We start from the raw sequence: 22,733 nt of genomic DNA on the forward strand, positions 1-22,733 counted from the left end.
GACAGACCCCCACCAGCGTCTCCCCCTCGGTGTAGTCGACGATGAGGCCCACCGGCACCGCCCGCATGAAGCGCGACGCGTAGCGCTGCGCCATGAGGTGCAGCGTGGACGTCTGCTGATGCAGGAAGCCCACGCGCGCCTGGAGCAAGTCCAGGAGGTGGCGCCACAGCCGCTCGTGCTCGGAGCGGTCCATGGCGGTGCGGCGGCTGGACAGGGCCAGGGAGAGCCCCGAGTCCAGGGAGTCCCGCCCCGGCTTGCACCACAGCCCCGTGTGCCAGAGGAGCGTGCCCCGGGCGTCGAACTCTCCCAGGCTGAGCAGCGCGCCGGCCCTCCAGAGCCGCGAGGCCCCTCCAGGCTCATGGAGGAAGCGGTAGGAGTAGCTTCCGGCGTAGCGCGCGTGGAGCAGCTCGCGCAGCGCGGGCTCATCCGGCTCCGCCAGCCAGCGGGTGTGCTCGCTGGGCTGGGCGGCGCGAAGGCCGTCAAAAGGGGGGGCGGCGCGTTCCCGGCACATGGAGCGTTAGCAGTGCACCAACGGGGCCAGCCGTGAAGCCCCCCCATCTTCCGATCGGGTGTGCAGCCCGCTACACAAGGCTGAGTGCCCGGCTGCACAGGCGGCAAGGAGCGTACGCACCCCCGCGGAACGGCGCTCTCCAGGACCGCGATTCCTGAGACGATGCCGTACCTCGTTAACCCGTTCGCACGGAGACCGCATGTACACGCTGTACTATTCGCCGGGGGCCGCCAGCATGTTGGTGCACTGGGTACTGATCGAGTTCGGCCAGCCGCACTCCCTGGAACGCGTCGACACCAGCGCCGGACAGCAGAAGCGCCCCGAGTACCTGGCGCTCAACCCGAACGGCGTCGTGCCGACCCTGCTGATTGACGGCAAGCCGCACTTCGAGGCCGCGGCCCTGGTGACGTACCTCGCGGACCGCCATCCGGAGGCGAGCCTGGCTCCCGCGCCGGGAAGCGCGGCGCGCATGGCCTACTACCAGTGGATGTTCCACCTGGCGAACATGGTGCAGCCGCTGTTCCGGCAGTGGTGGTACCCCCACGAGCCCGCGGGGGAGGCTCACGCCGAAGCCGTGCGCGCCACCGTCGCGGGCCGCATCGATCGCGCGTGGCAGGTGCTGGATGCGCACCTCGCGGCGAACGGCCCCTTCCTGTTGGGGAAGACGCTCAGCGTCGCGGACTTCTACCTCGTCATGCTGATGCGCTGGTCCCGCAACATGCCGAAGCCCGCCACGGCGTGGCCGCACCTGGCCGCGGTCGCCACCCAGTTGAAGGCGCGGCCTTCGTTCGCGACCCTGTACCAGCGCGAGGGGCTGACGGAGTGGGCCTGAGCAGTGAAGCTGCTTCACGGAGAGGACCGCAATGACATTACTCAGGCTGATGGACTTGCTCGCCGGAGATGTCCTCTCCGTGGATTTGGATGCGGCGAGCCGCATCTCCATCGCGGAGTTTGGGAACCTGGACTCATCCAAGGCCCGGAGGTAATCCCGGCCGAAGGGTCCATACTCCAGCCCATCGACCAGGTGTTGCGGCAGATCTTGCGTGACCTCCTCACAACATGAGCCCGCCGCGAGCGCCATCGCGGCCACGGTATCTACGTCCCCGCTGAATGAAACGCACCGCCTGAGCAACGCGCTCATCGAGTCACACTCCGCCAGCGCGGCAATGGCGGCACGAACGCTCATCCACCCCTTGGAGTCGACCTTTCCCATCCACGGAACGGCCCATTGGCCAGGCACATACGACTGGATGAACTCCCCCATCTCGGCCTTGGGCCCAATCCGATACAGGCAGTAGTGCACCATCAACGCGGAGGCGCACGCCGAATTGATTCCATCCGCCGTGTCATGGGTGATGGCAGCCTGAACAGAACACCGGCGAATGACCTCCTCGGTCGAGAATAAAACGCCTATCGGCCCGGCACGCATCGCCGCGCCACTCTTGTCACTGCGGCCGTGGATGCGTCGCAGAAAGTCCGGACCGTCGTCAGGGCGAGTCCTCGTGTGAGACGGAGCCCGGCTGCACAGGCGGCAAGCACCTGCCCGGCGCACAGGCCTCCGTTCCCATTTCCCCAAGAATGGAAATCCCCGCATACCATGCCCTGCGCGGTACCCATCCAGGAGACATCACACGATGCGCAAGGCAATCATCGCGGGGCTGATGGCGGCAGGGATGCTGGCGGGCTGTGGGGGCACGTCCGACGGAGAGGTGTACATGTCGTGCGCCAACGGCACCACGTGTGCGGGCACGGCGGCCACGTGCGAGGCTCAGTGCGCCTCGGCCAGCGGGGACTCGAAGCAGGCCTCCTGGATCACCATGTATTGCTGCGACGGCAGCGAATGCCGCAGCCCCACCGGACCTTCCGTTTGCATCAATTACTGCGCGTCCCGCGACGGCATCTGCTGACGCCGGGTTGAAACCTTTCGTTTCGCCAATGCGGCCCGCCCTGGGTGTTCAGGGCGGGCCGCTGTGCTTCATCCACCGAGCATCGAGCTGGAAGCTCAGAGGATCGACATGGAGTCCGACATGGTGTTGAACGGCGAGTTGATGGACGTGCTCTGGTAGTAGAACGACCCGCTCTGGTTCCCGGACACGTCGTAGTAGCGCAGGAAGCCGATGATGGTCTGGCCCGGCGAGCACGGCGTCACCGCGTTGCCAAAGCCGTCGTCACAGATGCTGTCGTTGGCGTAGTTGGCGGAGCCCGACAGCACGCTGCCGGCCATCGTGACGTAGCGCGAGGTGCCATAGCCGAACTCCAGCACGGCCACGAGGAGCACTGCGCCACCGTGGTCGTAGGTCGTGCTGAACGCCGACGAGGACACGTACTCCCAGCCCACGTTGCTGGAGCCGACCGCGTACACCTGCACGTAGCTCAGCGCGGGAGCGGGCCCCAGCGTCGTCACGCGACCCGCCTCCGGAACGCGGCCCAGGCGCTGGCTGCTGACATCCAGCGTCTCCCCGCGGAGCGTGGACTCAACGTAACGGCGCGCCGGCTCCGCGGGCGTGAAGTCAGCGGCGGAAGCGGTCATCGCGACGGTGGACAAGGCAACGGCAAGCATCTTGGCGTGCATGGTCATTCTCCAGGCTGAGATGGGATTCGAGCACGCGGAGTGCGTGTCCAGAGCAACATAGAGAGAACACAACACACACTCAATACTTGAATTGAAACCATGAAAAATGCGGTCGTCTGAGACTTCGCCGGGTGCGGGGAAACCCGGGTGATTGTCTTCGCGCGCTTTCGCCCTGGGTCATCCTGAGCTCGCGTGAGACAAGGCCCCATGCCTGACTGGAAGCGGCTGCAGAAGCTCAACGATGGGGAGCCCATCTGGTACTCGGATCCCCAGCTCGACACGAAGGACGAGGTCTGGCTCTACAACCAGGGCGGTGCCCTGCGCGTCTGGAGCGAGGGCACGCTCGACAAGGGAGACCCGAACGTCTTCAAGGGGCTCGGGCCCGTCGAGCGGCGGCACACCCTGTACCGGCTCGGCAGCCTGCTGCACGTCGATGTCGAGGTGCGTGGCGCGCAGTCGCTCGTCTGCCGCGGGACGCTGAACGGCGCGCACCTCGTCTCCCGCATCGAGACCTCCCGCGTCGAAGCCCTGCTGTCGCGCTACCGCAAGCTGGGCTTCAAGGACGGCGCGCCGTGGAACGCGACGAAGAAGCGGGTGACACGCCGCCAGTACCACCTGGCCCCGGACAGGTATTGGGAGGTCCTCGTGGACGGCGAGCACGTCTGGCGCGCACCTCTCCCCAAGCGCGCATCGGCCGCTGGAGGACAGCGAAGCCGGGCAAGCTCGTCGAGGCCACCGGCAACGCGGACCTGGAGGCCCTGTTCGTCTTCCACGGCGGCTGGCACACCTTCAAGTCCTTCGCCTTCGACTCCCGCGTGGTGTCCACCACGGGCGAACGGGCCATCATCCCCTTCGACGAGAGCATGCAGAAACCGCCCAGGCCCATGAAGCGCGAGCGCGTGCAGCCCTTCGGCCTGTGGCTCCACAAGCGCGCCAGCCAGCTGGTCCGCACCGCGGAGGGGAAGCTGCGCGAGCTGCTGTAACCGAGCATCTGGTTATGGTGAGCGTGCTCGACTGCGACGCTCCGTCCGCGAAGCCGTCCGCGGGCAAGGGGTGCCCATGGCCGCCTTCCAGGCCGGGCCCGGAAGTCGGCACCTTGAAGTCAGGGCAGGAATCATCGACATTGGCGGGCTTAGCGTGCTCCCGGGCCTGCCCGGGGCCTGCGCATCCACCTTCGCGAGAACTCCATGCTCGACCGCCCGATGTACCTGAAGCCCGATGTCGCCATCGAGCCGCTGTTCAACCAGTGGTACGTCTGGTGGTACCTCATCTCCCCCGCCACCGCGCCGCTGTTCGTCTCCCGCCTGCACCTGAAGCTGATGCAGTCGTTCGTGGCGAACCCGGACGTGCACGTGGCCGCGCTGCAGAACCCGGCGCTCATGGGCGGCCCCTTCATCAACCACCCCGTGTCCCGCGTGAACGAGGTGAAGGCGCTGCTCGACCGCACGACCCGCGAGCAGGCGGACATGCTGGCCTACACCAAGGCCGTGTCGGACCTGGAGCAGCTGCTCGCCAGCTCCAAGGGTGAGTCGCTGGAGCCGCTCTACGCCAAGGTGCCGGACATGCTCCGGGGCTACGTGGAGCTGCACTACGACCTCGCGCACCGCGCGAACGCCCGCATCATGGAGCCGCTGCTCTACCGCAGCAGCCTCTACAAGGAATCGTCGCAGAGCATCTCGCTGATGCGCGTGGCCGGTGACGCGCGCAAGTACGTCTTCAGCACGCCGCGCCTGGAGGGGGACTCGCCCCTGTGGCTGCAGGTGCCCTACCGTCACGAGGGCATCGACGCGCTCTTCCGCATGCGCCACACGCCGGGCAGCCCCGGCCAGGTGGCGGAGATGCTGGGCGTGCCCTCCTCCGCCGCGGACGCGTTCGCGGACCTCTTCACGGAAGCCGCCCCGCGCAAGCCCGAGCCCTACACCGGCCCCGGCGTGCGCGTGCGCTACTTCGGCCACGCGTGCGTGCTGATGGAGACGCGCGAGGTGTCCGTCCTCACCGACCCCGTCATCAGCTACGAGTTCCCGACGACGCAGACGCGCTTCACCCACGCGGACCTGCCGGAGAAGATCGACTACGTGCTCATTACGCACGGCCACGCGGACCACCTGATGATGGAGACGCTGCTGCAGCTGCGTCACCGCATCGGGACCATCGTGGTGCCGCGCGCGAACGCGTACTCGCTGGCGGACCCGTCGCTGCGCCTGGTGCTGGAGAAGACCGGCTTCAAGAACGTCGTGGAGATCGACGACCTGCAGGAGATTCCCATCCCCGGTGGTTCGCTGACGGGCATCCCCTTCATCGGCGAGCACAGCGACCTGGCGGTGCAGGCGAAGACGGCGCACCTGGTGCGGCTGGCGGGCCGCTCGCTGCTGATGGCCGCGGACTCCAACGCGCTGGAGCCGCGCATGTACCAGCACCTGTCGCAGCTGGTGGGCCCGCTGGACGCGCTCTACCTGGGCATGGAGTGCGAGGGCGGCCCGATGAGCTGGATGTACGGCCCGCTGCTCACCCAGCCCCTGCCGCGCAAGATGGACCAGTCGCGGCGGCTCAACGGCTCCGACAGCGCCCGCGCCACGGAGATTTTGAACCACCTCAACCCGAAGGAAGTCTTCATCTACGCCATGGGACAGGAGCCCTGGCTGCGGCACGTCATGGTGCTCCAGTACGACGAGACCGCGCCCCAGATGATCGAATCGAACAAGTTCATCGAGGTCTGCAAGGGCCGGAGCATCCCCGCCGCCCGGCCGTTCCTGACCCTGGAGCGCATCCTGGAGTAGCGCGGCCCTCCCGCGGCTTCCGTGCCCCGCCAACGCGGGCTACGGAAGCACGCGGGGCTGCTTGGGCCAGAAGATGTGGAACGTCGCGCCCGCGCCTGGCTCGGAGTCGATGGCCACGCGCCCGCCCCGGGTGTCGACGATCTTCTTCACCACCGAGAGCCCGATGCCGGTGCCCTCGACCTTGTCGCGGCTCTCCAGCGTCTGGAAGATGCCCCAGACGCGCTCGTGGTAGCGCGGGTCGATGCCGGGCCCGTTGTCCTTCACGGTGAAGTCGTGGAACGCGCCCGCGTCCGCGCAGCTGATTTCAATGCGCACGTCCGGCCGCCCCGCATGCTTGAGGGCGTTGCTCATCAGGTTCAGGAAGACCTGCTGGAGCGGCGCGCGCTCCGCCTGGAGCGTGGGCATCCCCTGGGCGATGACGATGCTCGCCTCCGGGGGCGGCGAGAGCAGGTCCCGGCTCTCCATGAGGAGCGTGCCGACGTTCACCGTCTCCACCTTCTCGCGGATCCGGCTGACGCGCGAATAGCTGAGGATGCCGTTGATCAACGCCTCCAGCCGGTGCACGCGTCCGCGCAGCAGGCGCATCTGGTTGCGCGTCTCCCCGTCCATCTTGTCCGCGAGCGATTCCTCGATCCACTCCGACAGGCTCGCGATGCCGCGCAGCGGGGCCTTCAAGTCGTGTGACGCGACGTAGGCGAACTGATCGAGGTCCTGGTTGGTCACCGCCAGCTCCTGCGTGAGCCGCTCCGCGCGCTGGCGGGCCCGGACCTGCTCGCTCACCTCGAAGGCGATGACGGCGATGCCCTCCACCCCCCGGGAGGCGTCGTAGATGGGCTGGTAGATGAAGTTGAAGAAGCAGTCCTCCATCCGGCCCTTGCGCATGAGCGGCACCTGGAGCGCATCCCCGAAGTACGGCTCGCCCGTGCCGTACACCTGGTCCAGCAGCGGCACGACGATGTCCTTCAGCTCGGGCAGCGCTTCCCTCAGCGGCTTGCCCACGACGTCGCGGCCCCCGATGAGCTCCAGGTAGCGCGGATTGGCGAACTCGTAGACGTGGTCGCTCCCGCGCAGGACGCAGATGCCCGCGGGGGCCTGCATGAAGAGCGACTCCAGCCGGGAGCGCTGCCGCTCGGCCTCGGCGAGCGCCGCCTGCTCCCGGGCCATCGCCAGGGCCCGCTCGTCCTCCACCCGCTTGCGCTCGACGCCCACGGCGATGGAGTTGGAGACGGAGGCCATCAGCCGCAGCGTGTCCGCATCCAGCACGTTCCGGGAGAACAGCGCCATCACGCCCGCCAGCGCCCCGCCCACGACGAGCGGGTAGCCGGCGAAGGACCGCAGGCCCTCGCGGGCCGCCCAGGCCTTGTCGCCTACGCGCTCGTCGTTCAGCACGTCGTTGGTGAGGTGCGGCTGACGCGTCTGGGCGATGGCGCCAATCTTGAGCGCCCCCACGGGCACCTGGCTGTGCGCGCCGTCCAGGTGGGTGTACATCCCGGCGCTCGCCTGGAGCACCAGGACGTCTCGCGCCGGGTCGAGCACCCAGATGCGCGCGAACGCCGCGTCCACGTGCTTCACGATGGCTTCACAGCATTGCCGCAGCTGCTCACCCAGCGGTTCCGCGCGGGTCAGCGCCGCGCCGACGTCCGCGCCCAGCTGCGCGCGGCGGGTGGCGAGGCGGGCCTCCTCGTGGACCCGCGCGTTGGAGACCGCCGTCGCGACGTGCCCGGCCGCCAGGTCGAAGAAGTCCTGGTACGCCGCGTCCAGCGCGCGGCGCGGGCTGACGCCCATCACGAGGAAGCCCTGGAGCGCGCTCTCACCGGACCGGAACAGCGGATGCACGACCGCCTCGCGGGACGGCTCGGGCCAGGCGCCCCCCGGCCAGGGCGTGGCGTGCCCGGCGCAGGCCACGTGGACGGGCCGCCGCGTGCGGGCGGCCTCCGCGAAGGGCCACGGGCCCTCGTCCTCCACGAGGAGGCGCTGGGGGCTCACCGGTCCCCCGGCCTCGAGCCCCAGCGCGGCCTCCAGGTGGGCTTGCTTCTCGTCGGGTGCGAGCAGGTACAGCAGCGCGAATGACACGTCCTCGCGGCCCGTGGCGAGCGTCCGCAGGGAGTGCTCGCTGGCCTCGTGGACGGAGGCGGTGGGCGCCGCGGCCGTCTGCGCGCCCAGGTTGCGCAAGAGCCGCAGCCGGCGCTCGCTCAAGAGGCGCGAGGTCGTCTCCGCGCAGGCGCAGAAGATGCCGCCGACGCTCCCGTCCTCGCTCCAGAGCGGCGCGTAGGAGAAGGTGAAGTAGGTCTCCTCCAGGTAGCCGTTGCGCATCAGCATCAGCGGGAAGTCTTCCGACCACGTCGCCTTGCCCGTGTCGCGCACGCTGTCGAGCATGGGCCCGATGACGTCCCAGATCTCCCCCCAGCACTCCCGGCCGGGGCGCCCCAGGAACTGCGGGTGCTTCGTCGCGCCCAGGATGGGGCGGTACGCGTCGTTGTAGAGGCGCGCGTATTCGGGTCCCCACCAGATTTCGATGGGGTGCCTGGAGGCCAGGCACACACTGACCGCGGTGCGCAGGGTCTGGGGCCACTGCTCCACCGGACCGACCGGGGAGCTGGCCCAGTCAAACTCGCGCATGCGCGCCGCCATCTCCCCCTCCCCGGCGAGGAAGGGGGGGCTGGAAGCGGCCATCATGGGCGCGGAGCGTTCGCCATGCTTCATGGATTCCTCACGCCTTGGGCCAGGTGAAGCGGAAGGCCGCGCCCCCGCCCGGCACGGAGTCCACCCAGGCCTTGCCGCCACGGGTCTCGACGATCTTCCGCACCACGGACAGCCCGATGCCGGTGCCCTCGACCTTGTCGCGGCTCTCCAGCGTCTGGAAGATGCCCCAGATGCGCTCGTGGAACTCCGGCGCGATGCCCGGGCCGTTGTCGGCGACGGAGAACTCGTACTGCTCTCCCACGTCCTTCCACGTCACCTGGATGCGCGGATCCGGCCGGTGCAGGCGGGTGAACTTGAGGCCGTTGCCAATGAGGTTCATGAACACCTGCTGCAGCTTCACGCGCTCGGCGCTCACCGTGGGGGCGCCCGGCGGCAGCGCCACCTGCACCTCGGGCGGCGGGGCCAGCAGCTCCACCACCTCCCGGAGCAGGACGCCCGTGTCCACGGGGCCCTGTTCGCTCACCTTGCCCGCGCGGGAATAGGTGAGGATGCCGTCGATGAGGGCTTCCATGCGGTGCACGCGGCCGTGCAGCCGCGTGATGAACTCCTGGGCCTCGGCGGTGAGGTTCGTGCCCAGCTCCTCCTTGAGCCACTCCGCCAGGTTGGCGATGCCGCGCAGCGGCGCCTTGAGGTCGTGGGAGGCCACGTAGGCGAACTGATCCAGCTCGCGGTTGGACTGCTCCAGCGCCTGGGTGAGCCGCACCAGCTCCCGCGTCCGCTCCTCCGCCTGATGGCGGGCGCGCACCATGTCGGTGACCTCCACCGCATGGGTCATGACGCCGAAGGTCCCCCCGTCCTCGTCGATGAGCGGCTGGTAGACGAAGTTGAAGTACGCGTCGTCCACCCGGCCGAAGCGCGCGACCCGCACGGGCACCTCGTTCCCGACGAAGGGCTGCTTCGTGGCGTACACCTGGTCGTAGAGCTCGAAGAGGCCCTGGCCCGCCAGGTCCGGGAAGGCGTCCGGGATGGTCTTCCCCACCAGGGGGCGGTCGCCCGTCATCTGCGCGTAGCCCGGATTGGCGACCTGGATGACGTGCTGGGGCCCGCGGGCCACCATGATGGAGGCGGGCGCCTGCATGAAGACCTGGGTCAGCCGGTTGCGCTCCAGCTCCAGCTGCTGCTCCAGGCGGTGCTGCTGGGTGATGTCGCGCACGGTGAGCACCACGCCCAGATGGACGCGGGTGTCGGTGTACACCGGGACGGCGCTGCCCTGGACACGCTGCTTGTGGCCATCCGGCGTGCAGATGATCCACACCTCGTTGAGGACGCGCTCCCCCCGCCCCGCCCGTACCGCGGGCAGCTCGTCGGCGGAGAGCGGCGTGCCGTCCACCCGCTCCTGCCGGAAGCCCTGGGTGGCAATGGGCTCGCCGATGCGCAGTCCCGGGTAGAGGGTCCGGGCCATTTCATTGATGAAGCTGACGCGGCCCGCGGGGTCGAACGTGATCACCGCGTCCGCGATGTGGCCCAGCATGGCGGCGCGCTCGGCGGCGAGCGCCTCGATGCTCCTGCGGGCCAGCACCTGCTCCGTGGTCTCCACCGCGTGCGCCATGATGCCGAACACGGTGCCGTTCGTGTCCTTGAGCGGCTGGTAGACGAAGTCGACGTAGACGTCCTCCACGACGCCGGTGCCCTTGCGATCCAACCGGACCAGCGCGTCGTGCGCGATGTACGGCTGGCCGGTGGCCCTCACGTTGTCCAGCAGCTGCAGGAAGCCCTGGTCCGCGATTTCGGGCAGGGCCTCGCGCAGGGGCTTGCCGACCAGCTCCCGGTTGCCCGTCAGCTGCTGGTACAGCGGGTTGGACACGGTGAAGCGGTGCTCGGGCCCCTCCAGCACGGCGATGATGGCCGGGGCCTGCATGAAGACTTCATACAGGCGCTCGCGCTCCGCACGCGCCTCCGCCAGGGCGCGGTCACGCTCCTTGCGCGCCTGGACCTCGCGGGTGACGTCGAAGATGGAGACGAAGACGCCGCCCACGGCGCCCGTCTCGTCGCGGACCGGGCTGTAGCAGAGCGTGAGGTAGAACTCCTCCGGGTACCCGTGCGGCGCGAGCGGGTACATCCGCTCCTCGAACGTGACCGTCTCCCCGTTGAGGATGCGCGGGTAGATGGTCTCGTTGATGTGCCACACCTCCGGCCAGCACTCCTTGTTGCCCTGCCCCAGGCCCGCGGGGTGCTTGCTGCCCATGAGCAGGCGGTAGCCGTCGTTGTAGAACTGGTAGAGCTCCGGCCCCCACAGGACGATGAGCGGGAATTGCGAGCCCAGCACCATGCTCACCGCGGTCTTGAGGCTCTGGGGCCAGCCCTCCACGGGCCCCATGGGGTGCGTGCTCCAGTCCTTCGCGCGGCACAGCGCGCCCAGCTCTCCACCGTCCGCGAAGACCCGGGCCGCCGCGTCGGTTCCTGGCTTCCACTGCACGGTCATTTCAGGGCATCTCCACGAGGGTCCAGTACTTGTTGAGCGTTGCCATGACCTCCACGAAGTTGATGAACGTGACGGGCTTGAGCAGGTAGCCGGCGACGTTCAGGTTGTACGCGTCGATCTTGTCCCGCTCGTCCGCGGACGTGGTGAGCACCACCACGGAGACAGTGCGCAGCTCCGGATCCGCGCGCAGGACGCGCAGGAACTCAAGGCCGTTCATCTTGGGCAGGTTGAGGTCCAGCAGCACCAGCCGGCGCCCCTCGGGCACCTTCCCGTTGCGCAGCATCTCCAGGCCTTCCAGGCCGTTGGTGGCGACGTAGAGCGGGTTGGCGATGTGGTTCTTCTGGAAGGCGCGGCGGACGTTCATCACGTCCACCTCGTCGTCTTCAATCAACAGGATGTGCAGCGTTCTGTCACCGGAGGTGGCGGCGGTCATCGGAGCCTTTCGAGCCTGCACGGCGTCGCGACCCAGGAAGAGTCCGAGCGCGCTGGCATCTAGCGTTCGCTTCCGTGCGGATATCAGGCACCTTCGGGCGATTGTCTGCTTTACGACGCCACCCTTCGCCCGCCTGCTCGGGAGGGCGGCTGGAGAGTGTCATCTATCCTCCACTCCGCGCCCATGGATTGAGGGCCCTCTCGCGGGGACGGTATGGCAAAGGACCCGTTGTGCCGTGCGGTCCCCCTCCCATGGATGACTCCCAGAAGACAAAGGATGAACTCCTCGCCGAGGTCCAGGGCCTGCGCAGGGCCCTGCGCCAGAACAGCGCCGACCTGGAGCAGTTCACCTACGTGGCCAGCCACGACCTCCGGGCCCCGCTGCGCGGCATCGCCAACCTGTCCCAGTGGCTGGAGGAGGACCTGGGACCGCGGCTGTCCGAGGGCTCGCGCAGGCAGCTGGAGCTTTTGCGCGGACGCGTGCAGCGGATGGAGGCCATGCTCGATGGCCTGCTGGACTACAGCCGCGCGGACCGCGCGCGCCACAAGTCCGAGCCCGTGCCGGTAGACCGGTTGATCCACGAGACGCTGGAGCGGCTGTCCCCCGGGCCTCCGGCGCGGCTGGAGGTGGGGCCCGGGATGCCGGTGCTCGTCACGGAGCGCGCCGCGCTCCAGCAGGTCTTCCAGCACCTGCTCTCCAACGCCCTGAAACACGCGGGCCGCGAGGACGTGCGGATCCGCGTGGAGGTGGAGCCCACCGCGGGTTTCCATCACTTCCGTGTCGCGGATGACGGCCCGGGGATTGCTCCGCGCTTCCACGAGAAGATCTGGAACCCGTTCCAGACGCTCGTCTCGCGCGACAAGGTCGAGGGCGCCGGCATGGGCCTGTGCGTCGTCAAGAAGCTCGTGGAGGGACGCGGCGGCCGGGTCTGGGTCGAGTCCGCCGAAGGCGCGGGCGCCACCTTCCACTTCACCTGGCCCGGGTCCGAGGAACGCATCTCGTGAGTGTCACCCCTGCTTCCCCTCCCCCCGTGGCCGAACACCTCCGGTTGCTGCTCGTCGATGACGACGAGGTCGACCGGCTCATGGTCCAGCGCCTGCTGGGCACGACCGGGCTCGCGGTGGACGTGGTGGAGGCCACCAGCGGAAGCGAGGCCCTGGAGCACCTGAAGGCGGGGTCCTTCGACGTCATCCTCCTGGACTTCTTCCTGCCGGGAGAGGACGGGTTCCGGGTGCTGCGCGAGCTGGGCAGCCGGGGCTCGCGCTCCCCCATCATCGTCCTCACCGGCCAGGGCAGCGAAGAGACGGCCGTCGAGCTGATGAAGGCGGGCGCGTCCGACTACATCGCCAAGAGCCGGTTGTCCGCGGAGCAGCTGGAGCAGAGCCTGCGCCAGGCCATGCGCCTGCACCTGGCGGAGCAGCGGCACCGGGCGCTCGCGGAGGCCCTGCCGCAGATTGTCTGGACCGCGGGCCCGGACGGGCGCCCGGACTACTTCAACCGGCGCTGGTACGACTACACCGGCCTGCCCCCGGTGTCCTCGACGGAGGAGCGCGGGAGCGCGGCGCCCCTGCTCCCCCGGGACGTCATGCACGCCGACGACGTGGTGGGCTGCCTGGTCCGGTGGAATGACAGCCGTCAGGCGGGGGAGCCCTTCGAGTGCGAGGGCCGCATCCGGCGCCACGTGGACGGCACCTGGCGCTGGCACCTCATCCAGGCACTGCCGCTGCGCAACGCGCACGGCCGCATCCTCCAGTGGCTGGGCACCTGCACGGACATCGATGATCAGAAGCGCGCGGCGGAGACGCTGAGCTTCCTGGCGGAGGCGAGCACCATGCTCACCGCCTCGCTGGAGATGTCCGTCACGCTGGAGCGGCTGTCCGCGCTGCTCCTCCCCCGGCTGGGCGACTGGTGCGCCGTCTACATCCAGGACGATGACGGGCCGGTGCGCCAGGTGATGGCCGCCCACGCGGACCCTTCGCGGGTGCCGCTCCTGCCCGCCCAGCACCGCGACTTCACTCCGTCCGCCACCGCCCGCCACGGCGTCGAGCGGGTGCTGCGCACGGGCGTGCCGGAGCTCCTGCCCGAGCTCACCGACGCGGTCCTCCACGAGACGCTGGGCCCGGGGGTCGACGAGCGGATCCGTCCGGGGTCGTGGATCATCGTGCCCTTGTGGGCGCAGCGGCGCGTCTTCGGCGCGCTGATGGTGTGCGCCTCCCGGACGGGCCGCCGCTACGGCGCGAGGGATCTGGAGCTGGTGCAGGAGCTGGCGCGGCGGGCGGAGATCGCCATCGACAACGCCCGGCTGTTCGAGATGGCCAAGGCCGAGCACGTGGTCGCCGAGCAGGCCAACCGCGCCAAGGACGAGTTCCTGGCCGCGGTCTCCCACGAGCTGCGCACCCCGCTGATGGCGATGCTGGGCTGGACGCGGATGCTGCGCACGGGGCAGCTGGGCCCGGAGAAGACGGCCCGGGCCCTGGAGGCGGTGGAGCGCAACACACAGGTGCAGACGCAGCTCATCGAGGACCTGCTCGACGTGTCGCGGATCATCACCGGCAAGATGCGGCTGGAGATCCGCCCGGTGAACCCCGCCGCGTTCATCGAGGCGGCGCTGGACTCCGTGCGGCACGCGGCGGAGGCGAAGGGCGTCACGCTCAGCGCCGAGCTGCCCCCGGGCACGGGCTCCATCCACGGCGACGCGGACCGGTTGCAGCAGATGGTCTGGAACCTGCTCTCCAACGCCATCAAGTTCACGCCCCGGGGCGGCCAGGTGACCGTGCGCCTGCGGTGGGTGGAGGGCCACGTCCGCATCGAGGTCCAGGACACCGGCCAGGGCATCCCCCGGGCCTACCTGGGGCAGATCTTCGAGCGCTTCTGGCAGGTGGACGGAAGCTCCACCCGGAAGCACGGCGGCCTGGGGTTGGGGCTGGCCATCGTGCGGCACCTCACGGAGCTGCACGGAGGCACCATCGATGCCACGAGCGAGGGCGAGGGACGGGGCGCCCTCTTCCGGTTGACGCTGCCGCTGGCGGCCGCGGTGTCGTCGCGGGGAAGCGCGCCGCTCCTCCAGTCCCAGGCGCGCCTGGAATCCCCCTCGCTGCTGCCGGAAGTGCTGAAGGGGCTGCAGGTGCTGGTGGTGGACGACGAGCCCGACGCGCTCGAGCTGCTCGCCGTGGTGCTGGAGAACCGCGGGGCGCAGGTCTTCACGGCGTCCAGCGCCCGTGAAGGGCTGGAGAAGCACCACGTCCACCGCCCCCAGGTCATCGTCTCCGACATCGGCATGCCGGGAGAGGACGGCTATTCCTTCATCCGCAAGCTGCGCGCCCTGCCGCCAGAGCAGGGAGGCCAGACGCCGGCCATCGCGCTCACCGCCTTCGCGCGGATGGAGGACCGCACCCGGGCGCTGCTCGCGGGCTTCCAGATGCACGTGCCCAAGCCCATCGAGCCCGCGGAGCTGATCATCGTCCTGGCCTCGCTCACCGGGCGGCACCCGCTGGTGGATCCGCCGCTCCAGGCCGTGCGCTAGCGTCAGTGCTTGCGGCGCTGGAGCCGGCGCAGGCCGGTGAGCAGCGCTTCGCCGTCCGGCGTGCCCAGGCCCGTGCACGCGTTCCACAGGTGCGTGTCGCTGGCGAAGTAGGCGCCGTTGCCGCCCTGGGTGATGCGCCGGACGACGGGCTGTCCCTCGGTGACGAGCGCGTACAGCCGGGGGTGGAGGAAGCCCACGCGCCCGCCCAGCGCCTCGTTGAGGCGGACGATCAGCCCGGCCCACATGGGCGCGGCGGCGCTGGTGCCCGCGGCCACGCCCTGCTGTCCCCTGAAGACGATTTGATAGCCGGTGTGCAGGTCCGCGTTCGCCGCGACGTCCGGCACGCCGCGGCCGGTGCTCCGGGCGACGTTGAACACGCCGTTCTTCCACGACGACTTCACCAGGTCCGGCACGCCGAAGCCCTGCTGGTACAAGGGCAGCGCGTTCATGGTGCTGACGCCGCCGCTGCTCGCGCCCGCGGCCGTGGCGCTGGGGCCCATGGACATCGCCTCGCTCAGGCGGTTCCACACGCGCTCATGGTGGAGTTCCTCCCCCACCGCCTCCAACGTCGTGCCGCCGCAGCCCAGCACCAGCGCGCTCGCGGCGGGATAGCTCGTCGCGGCCAGGGTGATGGCGCCCGTGGGTGAGTGGGCATTCACCGGAACCTGCGAGCCCAGGTCTCCAGACGCGGCGCACACGGTGATGCCCAGCAGCGCCGCTTCGATGAAGAGCCGCTCGAAGGCCAGCTCCTCGCCCTGCTGGATGAGCGACCCTTCGTAGAACGACCAGCTGGTGGTCAGCACCGACGGCAGGTTCTCCCGGTCGCTGATGGCCTCCGCCAGGACGTGGTGGTAGTCGCGCAGCGAGTAGTCCTTGGAGCCCGCGTTGTAGACGACGACGCGCGCGGCAGGACACACGGAGGCCACCAGCTCCACGTCCATGGTGACCTCCGCGTCGGAGGCGGTGTTGAGCCGCCTCGGCTTGTTCGGCCCCACGTTCACCACCGGCGCGGTGCGCTCCACGCCCACGGACTCCAGGTACGCATCCAGGTCCGCCTGCTTGTAGCCGCCCGCCAGTTCGATGATGCCCACGCACTGGCCCTCGCCCTGGTTGCGCGGGTAGCGGTAGAGGCTGGCCACCTGGGGCGCCGTGTAGGAGCGAAGCCCCGCCTGCCGGGCCATGTCGCGCGAGATGGGCAGGGCCGCCGCGTTGTGCGTGACGAGCGGCCGCGTGTCCAGACCGAGCACCCACTCCGCCACGCCCTCCAGCGCGCGCGGCAGGGTCACCGGCTTCGTGTGGGTGAGATAGGACGTGCGCCCGTGCGTGAAGCGGCGCAGGTCCACGCCGAAGGCCTTGCGCATCGCCGCCGTCGTCCCCTTCAGGACGACGTAGGCGCGGTCGCTCCGCTCACAGGTGAGGGTGAGGCCGTTCGCCTTCGCGAAGCGCCGCACGATGGCCAGGTGCTTGGGGTTCGTGCCGTACTTCGCCTCGAACTCATCGTGGGTGAGCGGGCGGCGCGGGGGATGGGCGCACAGCTCCGCCACCGTGGGCAGCGGCATGCCGTGGCGCAGGAGCAGGGTCACCTCCACGGTGCCGGTGGCGGCGCGGCTCCGGAGCGGAGGGTGGATGGACGCCGGGGAGACACGCGCGCTCTGCGTCAGGGGAATGCGGGCCATGCGCGGCTTTCTATCACGCGGAGTCCGGGCCCGGTCGTATCCACGGGCGCGAGGCCCGGTTAGGCTCGCCCGCCTGCCCATGGACCGAGTCCTCCGCATCAAGCCCCACCTGCGCGCCGAGGTGCTCGACGCGCGGCGCGTGTTCCTCGTTGGAGAGCGCGCCCAGTTCCTGCTGGAGGGCGAGCTGCACGCGAGCATCGTGCCCCTGCTGGATGGCGAGCGCACCGTGGCGAACGTCATCGCCGCGCTTGCCGGGCGAGCCTCCGCGCCGGAGGTGCTCTACGCGCTGTCGCTCCTGGAGGAGCGCGGACACGTGGAGGAAGCACACGACGTCTTCGACGCCAGCGTCGCGGGTTTCTGGGAGTCGCTGGGCGTGGGCGCGGCCATCGCGGCCGGGCGCCTGTTGGACGTGTCCGTCGCCGTGCGCGCCGTGGACGGAGAAGACGGCGAGGGGCTGTCGGAGGCGCTGCGCGACACCGGCCTGGACGTGCGCGAGGACGCCGACCGCCACGTGCTGCTGGTGGACGACTACCTGTCGCAGGATGCGCTCGCGCTGGCCCGTGAATCACTGAGCGCGGGCGTCCCGTTCCTCCCGCTGAAGGTGTCCGGCACCGCGTGCCACGCGGGCCCGGTGGTGGGCACCGGCGAGCGCGCGTGCTGGACGTGTCTCACGTCGCGGCTGTTGGACAACCGCCCCATCGAGAAGTACCTCGCGCGCAGGGGCACCCCACCGCGCGCCGTCCGCCCGCCGCGCACGGGCCTGCCCACCACCGCGAAGGCGGGACTGTCCCTCGCGGCGACGCTCGTGGCCCGCTGGGTGGTGGACCGGGCGGACAGCGAGGGGAAGACGCGCCTTTGGACGCTGGACTTCGCCACCTGCAAGCTGGAGTCGCACGTGGTGGCGCGGCGGCCGCAATGCCCGGACTGCGGTGACCCGCGCTGGATGGAGTCGCGCGCGACAAAGCCCCTGGAGCTGGCCTCGCGCCCCAAGCGCTTCACCGACGACGGCGGCCATCGCATCCTCACTCCCGAGCAGACCTGGGAGCGCCACCGCCACCTCATCAGCCCGGTGACAGGCGTGGTGAGCGACCTGCGCGCGGTGCCCGGCGACGCGCCGCTGGGCCACATCCAGTCCGCCGTCTTCCGCGTGTGCCCGTGGACGGACGCGCCGGCCTCCGACGACTTCCACCGCGTGGCCAGCGGCAAGGGCCGCACGGAGGCCCAGGCCCGCGCGGGCGCGCTGTGCGAAGCGCTGGAGCGCTACAGCGCGGTGTTCCAGGGCGACGAGCCCCGCGTCCACGCCACGGCGTCCCAGCTGGGCGCGCGGGCCATTTCCCCGGACGCGCTCCAGCACTTCAGCGCCGCGCAGTTCCAGGCCCGGACCGAAGGCGAAGGCCGCCGCGACATGCGCACCGCGGTGCCCCGGCCGTACGCGGATCAACCCATGGACTGGAGCCCCGCGTGGTCGCTCACGCACGGGGTGCACCGGTACGTGCCCACGGCGTTCGCGTACCTCTTCGCGCCCACGCCGGTGCCGGGAGACGGGCCGTTCTGCTTCTTCAACTCCAATGGCAACGCGGCGGGCAACTGCGTGGAGGAGGCCATCCTCCAGGGCTTCCTGGAGCTGGTGGAGCGCGATGCGGTGGCGCTCTGGTGGTACAACCGCCTGCGCCGGCCGCGCGTGGACCTGCGCTCGTTCGACGAGCCGTGGTTCACGTCCTCGGAGGCGCACTATCAAGCCCTCGGCCTCCAGCTGTCGGTGTTGGACCTCACGCACGACCTGGGCATCCCGGTGTTCGCGGCCCTCGCGTGGTCGCCGGAGCGCGGACGCGCCTGGGCCGGGTGCGGCAGCCACTTCGATCCGAAGCTCGCCGTGCAGCGCGCGCTCACGGAGCTGGCCCAGTGCTACGACCCGAAGGACACGGCCCCGTCGCCCTGGGATGCCCGCGCGCATGACGACGTCTCCTGGCTCTTCCCCGACGACGGAGTCCCCGCGCGCGTCCGCGCCGACTTCCCGCGCGTGTGGCACGACGATCTGCGGGACGACGTGCGCGAGTGCGTGGCCCGGGCCGCGAAAGTGGGACTGGAGACGCTGGTGCTGGAGCAATCACGGCCCGACGTGGGCGTATCCGCGGTGAAGGTCATCGTCCCGGGGCTGCGGCACTTCTGGCCCCGGCTGGGCCCGGGCCGGCTGTATGACGTCCCCGTGCGCATGGGGTGGCTGAAGGCCCCGAAGACCGAAGCGCAGCTCAACCCCGTGCCCTTCTACTTCTGAGTGATGGCCCCGTCCCCCGAAGAGCGGCCCCGCATCCTCCTGGTCCAGTGCGGCCCTGACCGGCGCCACGTGGACCGCGAGACGGAGGACTTCGACGCCGAGCGCGGCCTGGTGAAGCGCGCGACGATGACGCCGCTGGCCTGCGCGACGCTCGCGGCGCTCACGCCGGCGGACTTCCAGGTGGACATCTGGGACGAGGAGCTGCACGGCCAGCTGCGCGCGGACACGGAGCTGGGGGACTACGACATCGTCGGCGTGTCGGTGATGTACTCCGCCCTCACCTACCAGGCGCGCTTCCTGGGAGGGCTCTTCCGGGACCGGGGCGCCACCGTGGTCGCGGGCGGCCCCGCCGTCTCCGCCGCGCCGGAGGACTACCGCGGCTTCTTCGACGCGCTCTTCGTCAACGAGGCGGAGCGCACCTGGCCGCGCTTCCTCCAGGACTGGCTCGGCGGTGAGTACGCGCCGGAGTACCGGCAGCTGGAGAAGCCGTCGCTGGGCGAAAGCCCCCTGCCCCGCTGGGATGCCGTCGCGAAGGACTTCCCGCGCTACGCGTGGGGCTCCGTGCAGACCACGCGCGGCTGTCCGTTCGACTGCTCGTTCTGCGACGTCATCTACCTGTACGGCCGCAAGCAGCGGCACAAGCCGGTGGAGCGCGTGCTGGAGGAGGTGCGCACGCACGCGGCGCTCGGCGCGGAGGGCGTCTTCTTCGCGGACGACGAGTTCATCGGCGACGCGGCGTACGCGAAGGAGGTGCTCGCGGGGCTGGTGCCGCTGAACCGCGCCCTGCCCCGCCCGCTGCGCTTCTTCACCCAGGTGACGATGAACCTGAGCCGCGACGCCGCGCTGTTGGAAGGCATGGCGGACGCGAACTTCTACACCGTCGTCCTGGGCATCGAGTCCTTCGACGCGGGCGCGCTCAAGGAAGCGCAGAAGCACCAGAACGTGCGCGCGGACCTCGTGGGTGACCTGCTGCGCATCCAGGCGCACGGCATCGGGCCCCGGGGCAGCTTCATCGTCGGGTTCGACCAGGACACGCCCGCGGTGTTCGACTCGCTGCACGCGAACATCCAGCGCACGCACCTGCCCTGGGTGGTGGTGGCGCCGCTGCAAGCTCCGCGCGGCACGAAGCTGTGGACGCGGCTGCGCGCGGAAGGACGGCTCGCCACGCCCCGGAAGACACACGCGAAGGACCGGGGCGCCATCGTGCTCAACGTGATGCCGCTGGGCATGACGCGGCCCCAGCTGCTCGAAGGCTTCCGCGACCTGGTGGAGCGGCTGTCCACCTGGGACGCCGCCTGCGAGCGCATCCGGGGCTTCATCGCCGGCATCCAGCGCCCGCCCCAGGTGCGCGAGCCCCACTGGCCGGAGGCCGTCACCGACCGCTTCCTGCGTGAGGCCACCACCGCCTGGGCGCTGACGCCCCCGGAGCGGCAGGCTCTGGGAGACACGCTCGCGGAGGTGCGCCGCACCGCCCCGGCGATGCTGCCGCGCGCGGTGTTCTTCCTCGCGCGCAACCAGAACGAGCGCCGCCGCCACGAGCGCCTCTTCACGGACTTCGACGCGGTGCTGGCCACCGAGCGCCAGGGCGACCTCGTCCCGGACACGCAGCCCGTCTACGTGCCGCCGGGCTTCGCCACCGCGATGCGCGACGTGTTCCCGGACCTCTTCGTGCGCCTGAGCCGCGATCTGCCCGACCGCCGCGACGTGCCGGAGGCCTCACGCGACGTGCTGGTGGACTTCGTCGCGCGGTGGGGCGAAGGCTTCCAGGCGTTCCAGCCGCAGCACCACGAATTCCTGCGCGAGCTGTGCGACCGCGCGGTGGCGGCGCGAGGTGGCCAGCCGGGCACCCTGGAGGTCGAGGAAGAGCAGGCCCTGCGCACGCAGGCCCGCCGCACCGGCCTGCTGGAGGCGCTGCTCAAGGACGTGCGCGACGAACTGGCGAGTTGGGGACCCTGATGCGTGACGGCCTTCGCATCTTCGACGCGGACCGGCATGTCCTGGAGCCGCTGAGCCTCTGGGCGGAGCAGCTGGAGCCCGGCCTGCGCAAGCACGCGCCCCGCCCGGGACGCCTCCCGGACGAACCGCTGGAGGCGCGGCTGGAGCGCCTGGGCCCCCAGGGGCTGCTGCCCGTGCTGCCCCTGCCGGAGGTGGACGGCAAGCCGCTGTGGAACCACATGCCGGAGCGGGCCTGGGTGGAGTTCTCCGCGCGCTCCTACACGCAGCTGGGGCGCAACGAGCTGCTGCAGCGGCCGGACGTGTACCTGGCCCAGATGGACCGCGACGGCGTGGACATGGCGGCGCTCTTCCCCACGTACGCGCTGCTCCTGGAGGGCTTCTCCCCGCTGAAGCCCCGCGTCGCGACGGCGTACGCGTCCGTCTACAACACGTGGCTGCACGGCTTCTGCGCGCACCAGCCGGAGCGCCTGCGGGGCGTGGGGCTCATCAGCCGGCACGAACCGGAGGCCATGGTGCCGGAGGTCCGCCGCGTCGCGGGCTTCGGCTGGCGCGCCGTGATGGTGCGCCCCAACCCCATCAACGGCCGCCTCCTGTCGGACCCCGCCTACGAGCCCTTCTGGACCGAGTGCGAGAAGCTCTCACTCGCGGTGGTGCTCCACGGCAGCGGCCACGTCTACGTGCCGTCCGCGGGCGCGGACCGCTTCGACACCCGGTTCGCCAACCACGTCTGCGCCCACCCCATGGAGCTGATGATGGGGCTGCTGGCGCTCCTCCAGGGGGGCGTGCTGGAGCGGCACCCGGCCCTGCGCATTGGCGCCATGGAGGCCGGCTGCGGCTGGTTGCCGTACTGGGCGTGGCGCCTGGACGAGGAATATCGCGCTGTAGGTGCAGAGGTCTCCGCCACCATCCGACAGCTCCCTTCCTCCTACCTGCGCCAGCACTGCTTCGTTTCGATGGAGCCGGATGAGCCCTACCTGTCTGACGTGGTGCGACACCTCCCGGAGGACCGCCTCGTCTTTGGAAGCGACTTCCCGCATCTGGACCACGGCGAGGATGTGCTGGGTGCGATGCTGTCCTTGCGTGACGTGATGACCGAAAGTCGTCTACGAAAGGTTCTCTGGGAAAACCCGACTCGGTTCTACGGTGTGGAACCGTGAGGCCGCACGAATGAGATTGTCGCTCGCCGAAGGTGTGGCGCTGCGTTGCCCCGACGCGGAGGACGCGCGTGTGGAGGGCCCTGGCCGCTCGCTGCGGTTGGGCCCGCTGGCTCCCGGTGTGCGCGCTGTCTTTGAGTCGCTCGCGGACGGAGGCATCCACGAGACGGAGGTGCCGGCCGCCGCGGGCTCGGACACGACGCTGGCCTGGTACTGGTTGGACCTGGCCGGGGACGGCGGCCTGCTGTCGTGGACGGTGGAGGAGCGGGGCAACCTGCTGCTCACGCTCACGCCCGCGTCCGCGTCCTTCCTGCGCCACCGCGCGACGTTCGACGCGTCCCAGCCGCTGCAGCTGTCGCGCTTCGCGCACACGCGCATGGCGGAGGGCCGCGCGGTGCTGGACTGCCCCACGGTGCACGCCACGGCGGCGCTGCATGACCGGCGCGTGGTGTCGCTGCTCTTCGACATGGCCCGCCCCACGCTGCTGGCGCGGCTCAACCAGTTCAACACCGGCATCGAGTCCTTCACGCTGCGCGAGCTGGTGCGCCTGCTGGCGGAGACGGGCATCCTGGTGCCCAACGGCCTGGACGTGCCGGCCTCGGAGGAGACACAGACGGCGCTCAAGCAGTGGGAGCCGCACGACCTGCTCTTCCACCTGCGCTCACGAGGCTGGGGCCACCAGACGCGCGCGGGCGCCACCTACCGCTTCCGGGGAGAACTGCCCCTGTCTC

Annotated in this window: 16 protein-coding genes and 1 pseudogene; 10 read left to right on the forward strand and 7 right to left on the reverse strand. The window is 70.2% G+C overall.

Features of this window, described 5'->3' with window-relative positions; translation table 11 throughout:
- The coding region (locus D7X96_RS33375) for a hypothetical protein (protein ID WP_147468453.1) at positions 1–511 on the reverse strand (511 nt) is incomplete at its 3' end.
- 199 nt (positions 512–710) lie between these two features.
- Here D7X96_RS33375 and D7X96_RS33380 point away from each other — a divergent pair.
- On the forward strand, positions 711–1,343 hold the full coding sequence (locus D7X96_RS33380) for a glutathione S-transferase family protein (RefSeq protein ID WP_120546459.1): 633 nt from the start codon (positions 711–713) through the stop codon (positions 1,341–1,343).
- Between the two features lie 144 nt (positions 1,344–1,487).
- Here D7X96_RS33380 and D7X96_RS42010 read toward each other — a convergent pair.
- A pseudogene (locus D7X96_RS42010) lies at positions 1,488–2,105 on the reverse strand (ADP-ribosylglycohydrolase family protein); the annotation flags it as partial.
- Positions 2,106–2,145: 40 nt separating this feature from the next.
- On the opposite strand from D7X96_RS42010, the gene D7X96_RS39720 reads away from it, so the two are divergent.
- Positions 2,146–2,418, forward strand: a complete 273-nt coding sequence (locus D7X96_RS39720) for a hypothetical protein (RefSeq protein ID WP_120546460.1) — start codon at positions 2,146–2,148, stop codon at positions 2,416–2,418.
- A 95-nt stretch (positions 2,419–2,513) separates the two neighbouring features.
- Here the strand turns inward: D7X96_RS39720 and D7X96_RS33390 are convergent, their stop codons facing one another.
- On the reverse strand, positions 2,514–3,083 hold the full coding sequence (locus D7X96_RS33390; RefSeq protein ID WP_158626661.1) for a DUF4879 domain-containing protein: 570 nt from the start codon (positions 3,081–3,083) through the stop codon (positions 2,514–2,516).
- 572 nt (positions 3,084–3,655) lie between these two features.
- Here D7X96_RS33390 and D7X96_RS40140 point away from each other — a divergent pair.
- On the forward strand, positions 3,656–4,066 hold the full coding sequence (locus tag D7X96_RS40140; RefSeq protein WP_158616128.1) for a hypothetical protein: 411 nt from the start codon (positions 3,656–3,658) through the stop codon (positions 4,064–4,066).
- 204 nt (positions 4,067–4,270) lie between these two features.
- Positions 4,271–5,860 (forward strand): MBL fold metallo-hydrolase, encoded by a 1,590-nt coding sequence (locus D7X96_RS33400; RefSeq protein WP_120546462.1) that lies wholly within the window; start codon positions 4,271–4,273, stop codon positions 5,858–5,860.
- Positions 5,861–5,899: 39 nt separating this feature from the next.
- Here D7X96_RS33400 and D7X96_RS33405 read toward each other — a convergent pair whose 3' ends face one another.
- From D7X96_RS33405 to D7X96_RS33415, 3 genes are read right to left on the reverse strand one after another with little or no spacing between them, the layout of a single operon-like run.
- Positions 5,900–8,563 (reverse strand): GAF domain-containing protein, encoded by a 2,664-nt coding sequence (locus D7X96_RS33405; RefSeq protein WP_121771571.1) that lies wholly within the window; start codon positions 8,561–8,563, stop codon positions 5,900–5,902.
- A 7-nt stretch (positions 8,564–8,570) separates the two neighbouring features.
- Positions 8,571–10,985 carry a PAS domain-containing sensor histidine kinase gene (locus D7X96_RS33410; RefSeq protein WP_121771572.1) on the reverse strand — a complete coding sequence of 805 codons (2,415 nt, stop codon included), beginning with the start codon at positions 10,983–10,985 and terminating at the stop codon, positions 8,571–8,573.
- Position 10,986: 1 nt separating this feature from the next.
- The gene (locus D7X96_RS33415) at positions 10,987–11,418 is read right to left on the reverse strand and encodes a response regulator (protein WP_120546465.1); all 432 of its coding nucleotides are present in this window, start codon (positions 11,416–11,418) and stop codon (positions 10,987–10,989) included.
- 251 nt (positions 11,419–11,669) lie between these two features.
- Between D7X96_RS33415 and D7X96_RS33420 the strand changes: the two genes are divergently transcribed.
- Both D7X96_RS33420 and D7X96_RS33425 read left to right on the forward strand, forming a co-directional pair.
- On the forward strand, positions 11,670–12,422 hold the full coding sequence (locus D7X96_RS33420; protein ID WP_120546466.1) for a sensor histidine kinase: 753 nt from the start codon (positions 11,670–11,672) through the stop codon (positions 12,420–12,422).
- On the forward strand, positions 12,419–14,941 hold the full coding sequence (locus D7X96_RS33425) for a response regulator (RefSeq protein WP_147468454.1): 2,523 nt from the start codon (positions 12,419–12,421) through the stop codon (positions 14,939–14,941). Before D7X96_RS33420 ends, D7X96_RS33425 begins: the two co-directional genes overlap by 4 nt.
- A 2-nt stretch (positions 14,942–14,943) precedes the next feature.
- On the opposite strand, the gene D7X96_RS33430 is transcribed toward D7X96_RS33425, so the two are convergent.
- Positions 14,944–16,617 carry a S53 family peptidase gene (locus tag D7X96_RS33430; RefSeq protein WP_158616129.1) on the reverse strand — a complete coding sequence of 558 codons (1,674 nt, stop codon included), beginning with the start codon at positions 16,615–16,617 and terminating at the stop codon, positions 14,944–14,946.
- Between the two features lie 79 nt (positions 16,618–16,696).
- Here D7X96_RS33430 and D7X96_RS33435 point away from each other — a divergent pair, with 79 nt between their 5' ends.
- The 4 genes from D7X96_RS33435 to D7X96_RS33450 all read left to right on the forward strand — a co-directional run.
- Entirely contained in the window at positions 16,697–18,892 is a 2,196-nt protein-coding gene (locus D7X96_RS33435) for a TOMM precursor leader peptide-binding protein (protein ID WP_121771574.1), read from the forward strand.
- Between the two features lie 3 nt (positions 18,893–18,895).
- Complete coding sequence (locus D7X96_RS33440) at positions 18,896–20,848, forward strand: B12-binding domain-containing radical SAM protein (protein ID WP_147468455.1); 1,953 nt, start codon at positions 18,896–18,898, stop codon at positions 20,846–20,848.
- Positions 20,848–22,005, forward strand: coding sequence for an amidohydrolase family protein (locus D7X96_RS33445; RefSeq protein WP_120546470.1), 1,158 nt, complete (start codon positions 20,848–20,850; stop codon positions 22,003–22,005). Before D7X96_RS33440 ends, D7X96_RS33445 begins: the two co-directional genes overlap by 1 nt.
- A gap of 10 nt (positions 22,006–22,015) precedes the next feature.
- A partial coding sequence (locus D7X96_RS33450) for a hypothetical protein (protein WP_208647418.1) occupies positions 22,016–22,733 on the forward strand: 718 nt, incomplete at its 3' end.

Source organism: Corallococcus interemptor (genome assembly GCF_003668875.1).
GTDB lineage: Bacteria > Myxococcota > Myxococcia > Myxococcales > Myxococcaceae > Corallococcus > Corallococcus interemptor.

Bases quoted from the DNA above. Each gene is read 5' to 3' on its own strand.
- D7X96_RS33380 (WP_120546459.1), top strand. From the start codon at position 711: ATGTACACGCTGTACTATTCGCCGGGGGCCGCCAGCATGTTGGTGCAC.
- D7X96_RS39720 (WP_120546460.1), top strand. From the start codon at position 2,146: ATGCGCAAGGCAATCATCGCGGGGCTGATGGCGGCAGGGATGCTGGCG.
- D7X96_RS33390 (WP_158626661.1), bottom strand. From the start codon at position 3,083: ATGCACGCCAAGATGCTTGCCGTTGCCTTGTCCACCGTCGCGATGACC.
- D7X96_RS33400 (WP_120546462.1), top strand. From the start codon at position 4,271: ATGCTCGACCGCCCGATGTACCTGAAGCCCGATGTCGCCATCGAGCCG.
- D7X96_RS33405 (WP_121771571.1), bottom strand. From the start codon at position 8,563: ATGAAGCATGGCGAACGCTCCGCGCCCATGATGGCCGCTTCCAGCCCC.
- D7X96_RS33410 (WP_121771572.1), bottom strand. From the start codon at position 10,985: ATGACCGTGCAGTGGAAGCCAGGAACCGACGCGGCGGCCCGGGTCTTC.
- D7X96_RS33415 (WP_120546465.1), bottom strand. From the start codon at position 11,418: ATGACCGCCGCCACCTCCGGTGACAGAACGCTGCACATCCTGTTGATT.
- D7X96_RS33420 (WP_120546466.1), top strand. From the start codon at position 11,670: ATGGATGACTCCCAGAAGACAAAGGATGAACTCCTCGCCGAGGTCCAG.
- D7X96_RS33430 (WP_158616129.1), bottom strand. From the start codon at position 16,617: ATGGCCCGCATTCCCCTGACGCAGAGCGCGCGTGTCTCCCCGGCGTCC.
- D7X96_RS33435 (WP_121771574.1), top strand. From the start codon at position 16,697: ATGGACCGAGTCCTCCGCATCAAGCCCCACCTGCGCGCCGAGGTGCTC.
- D7X96_RS33440 (WP_147468455.1), top strand. From the start codon at position 18,896: ATGGCCCCGTCCCCCGAAGAGCGGCCCCGCATCCTCCTGGTCCAGTGC.
- D7X96_RS33445 (WP_120546470.1), top strand. From the start codon at position 20,848: ATGCGTGACGGCCTTCGCATCTTCGACGCGGACCGGCATGTCCTGGAG.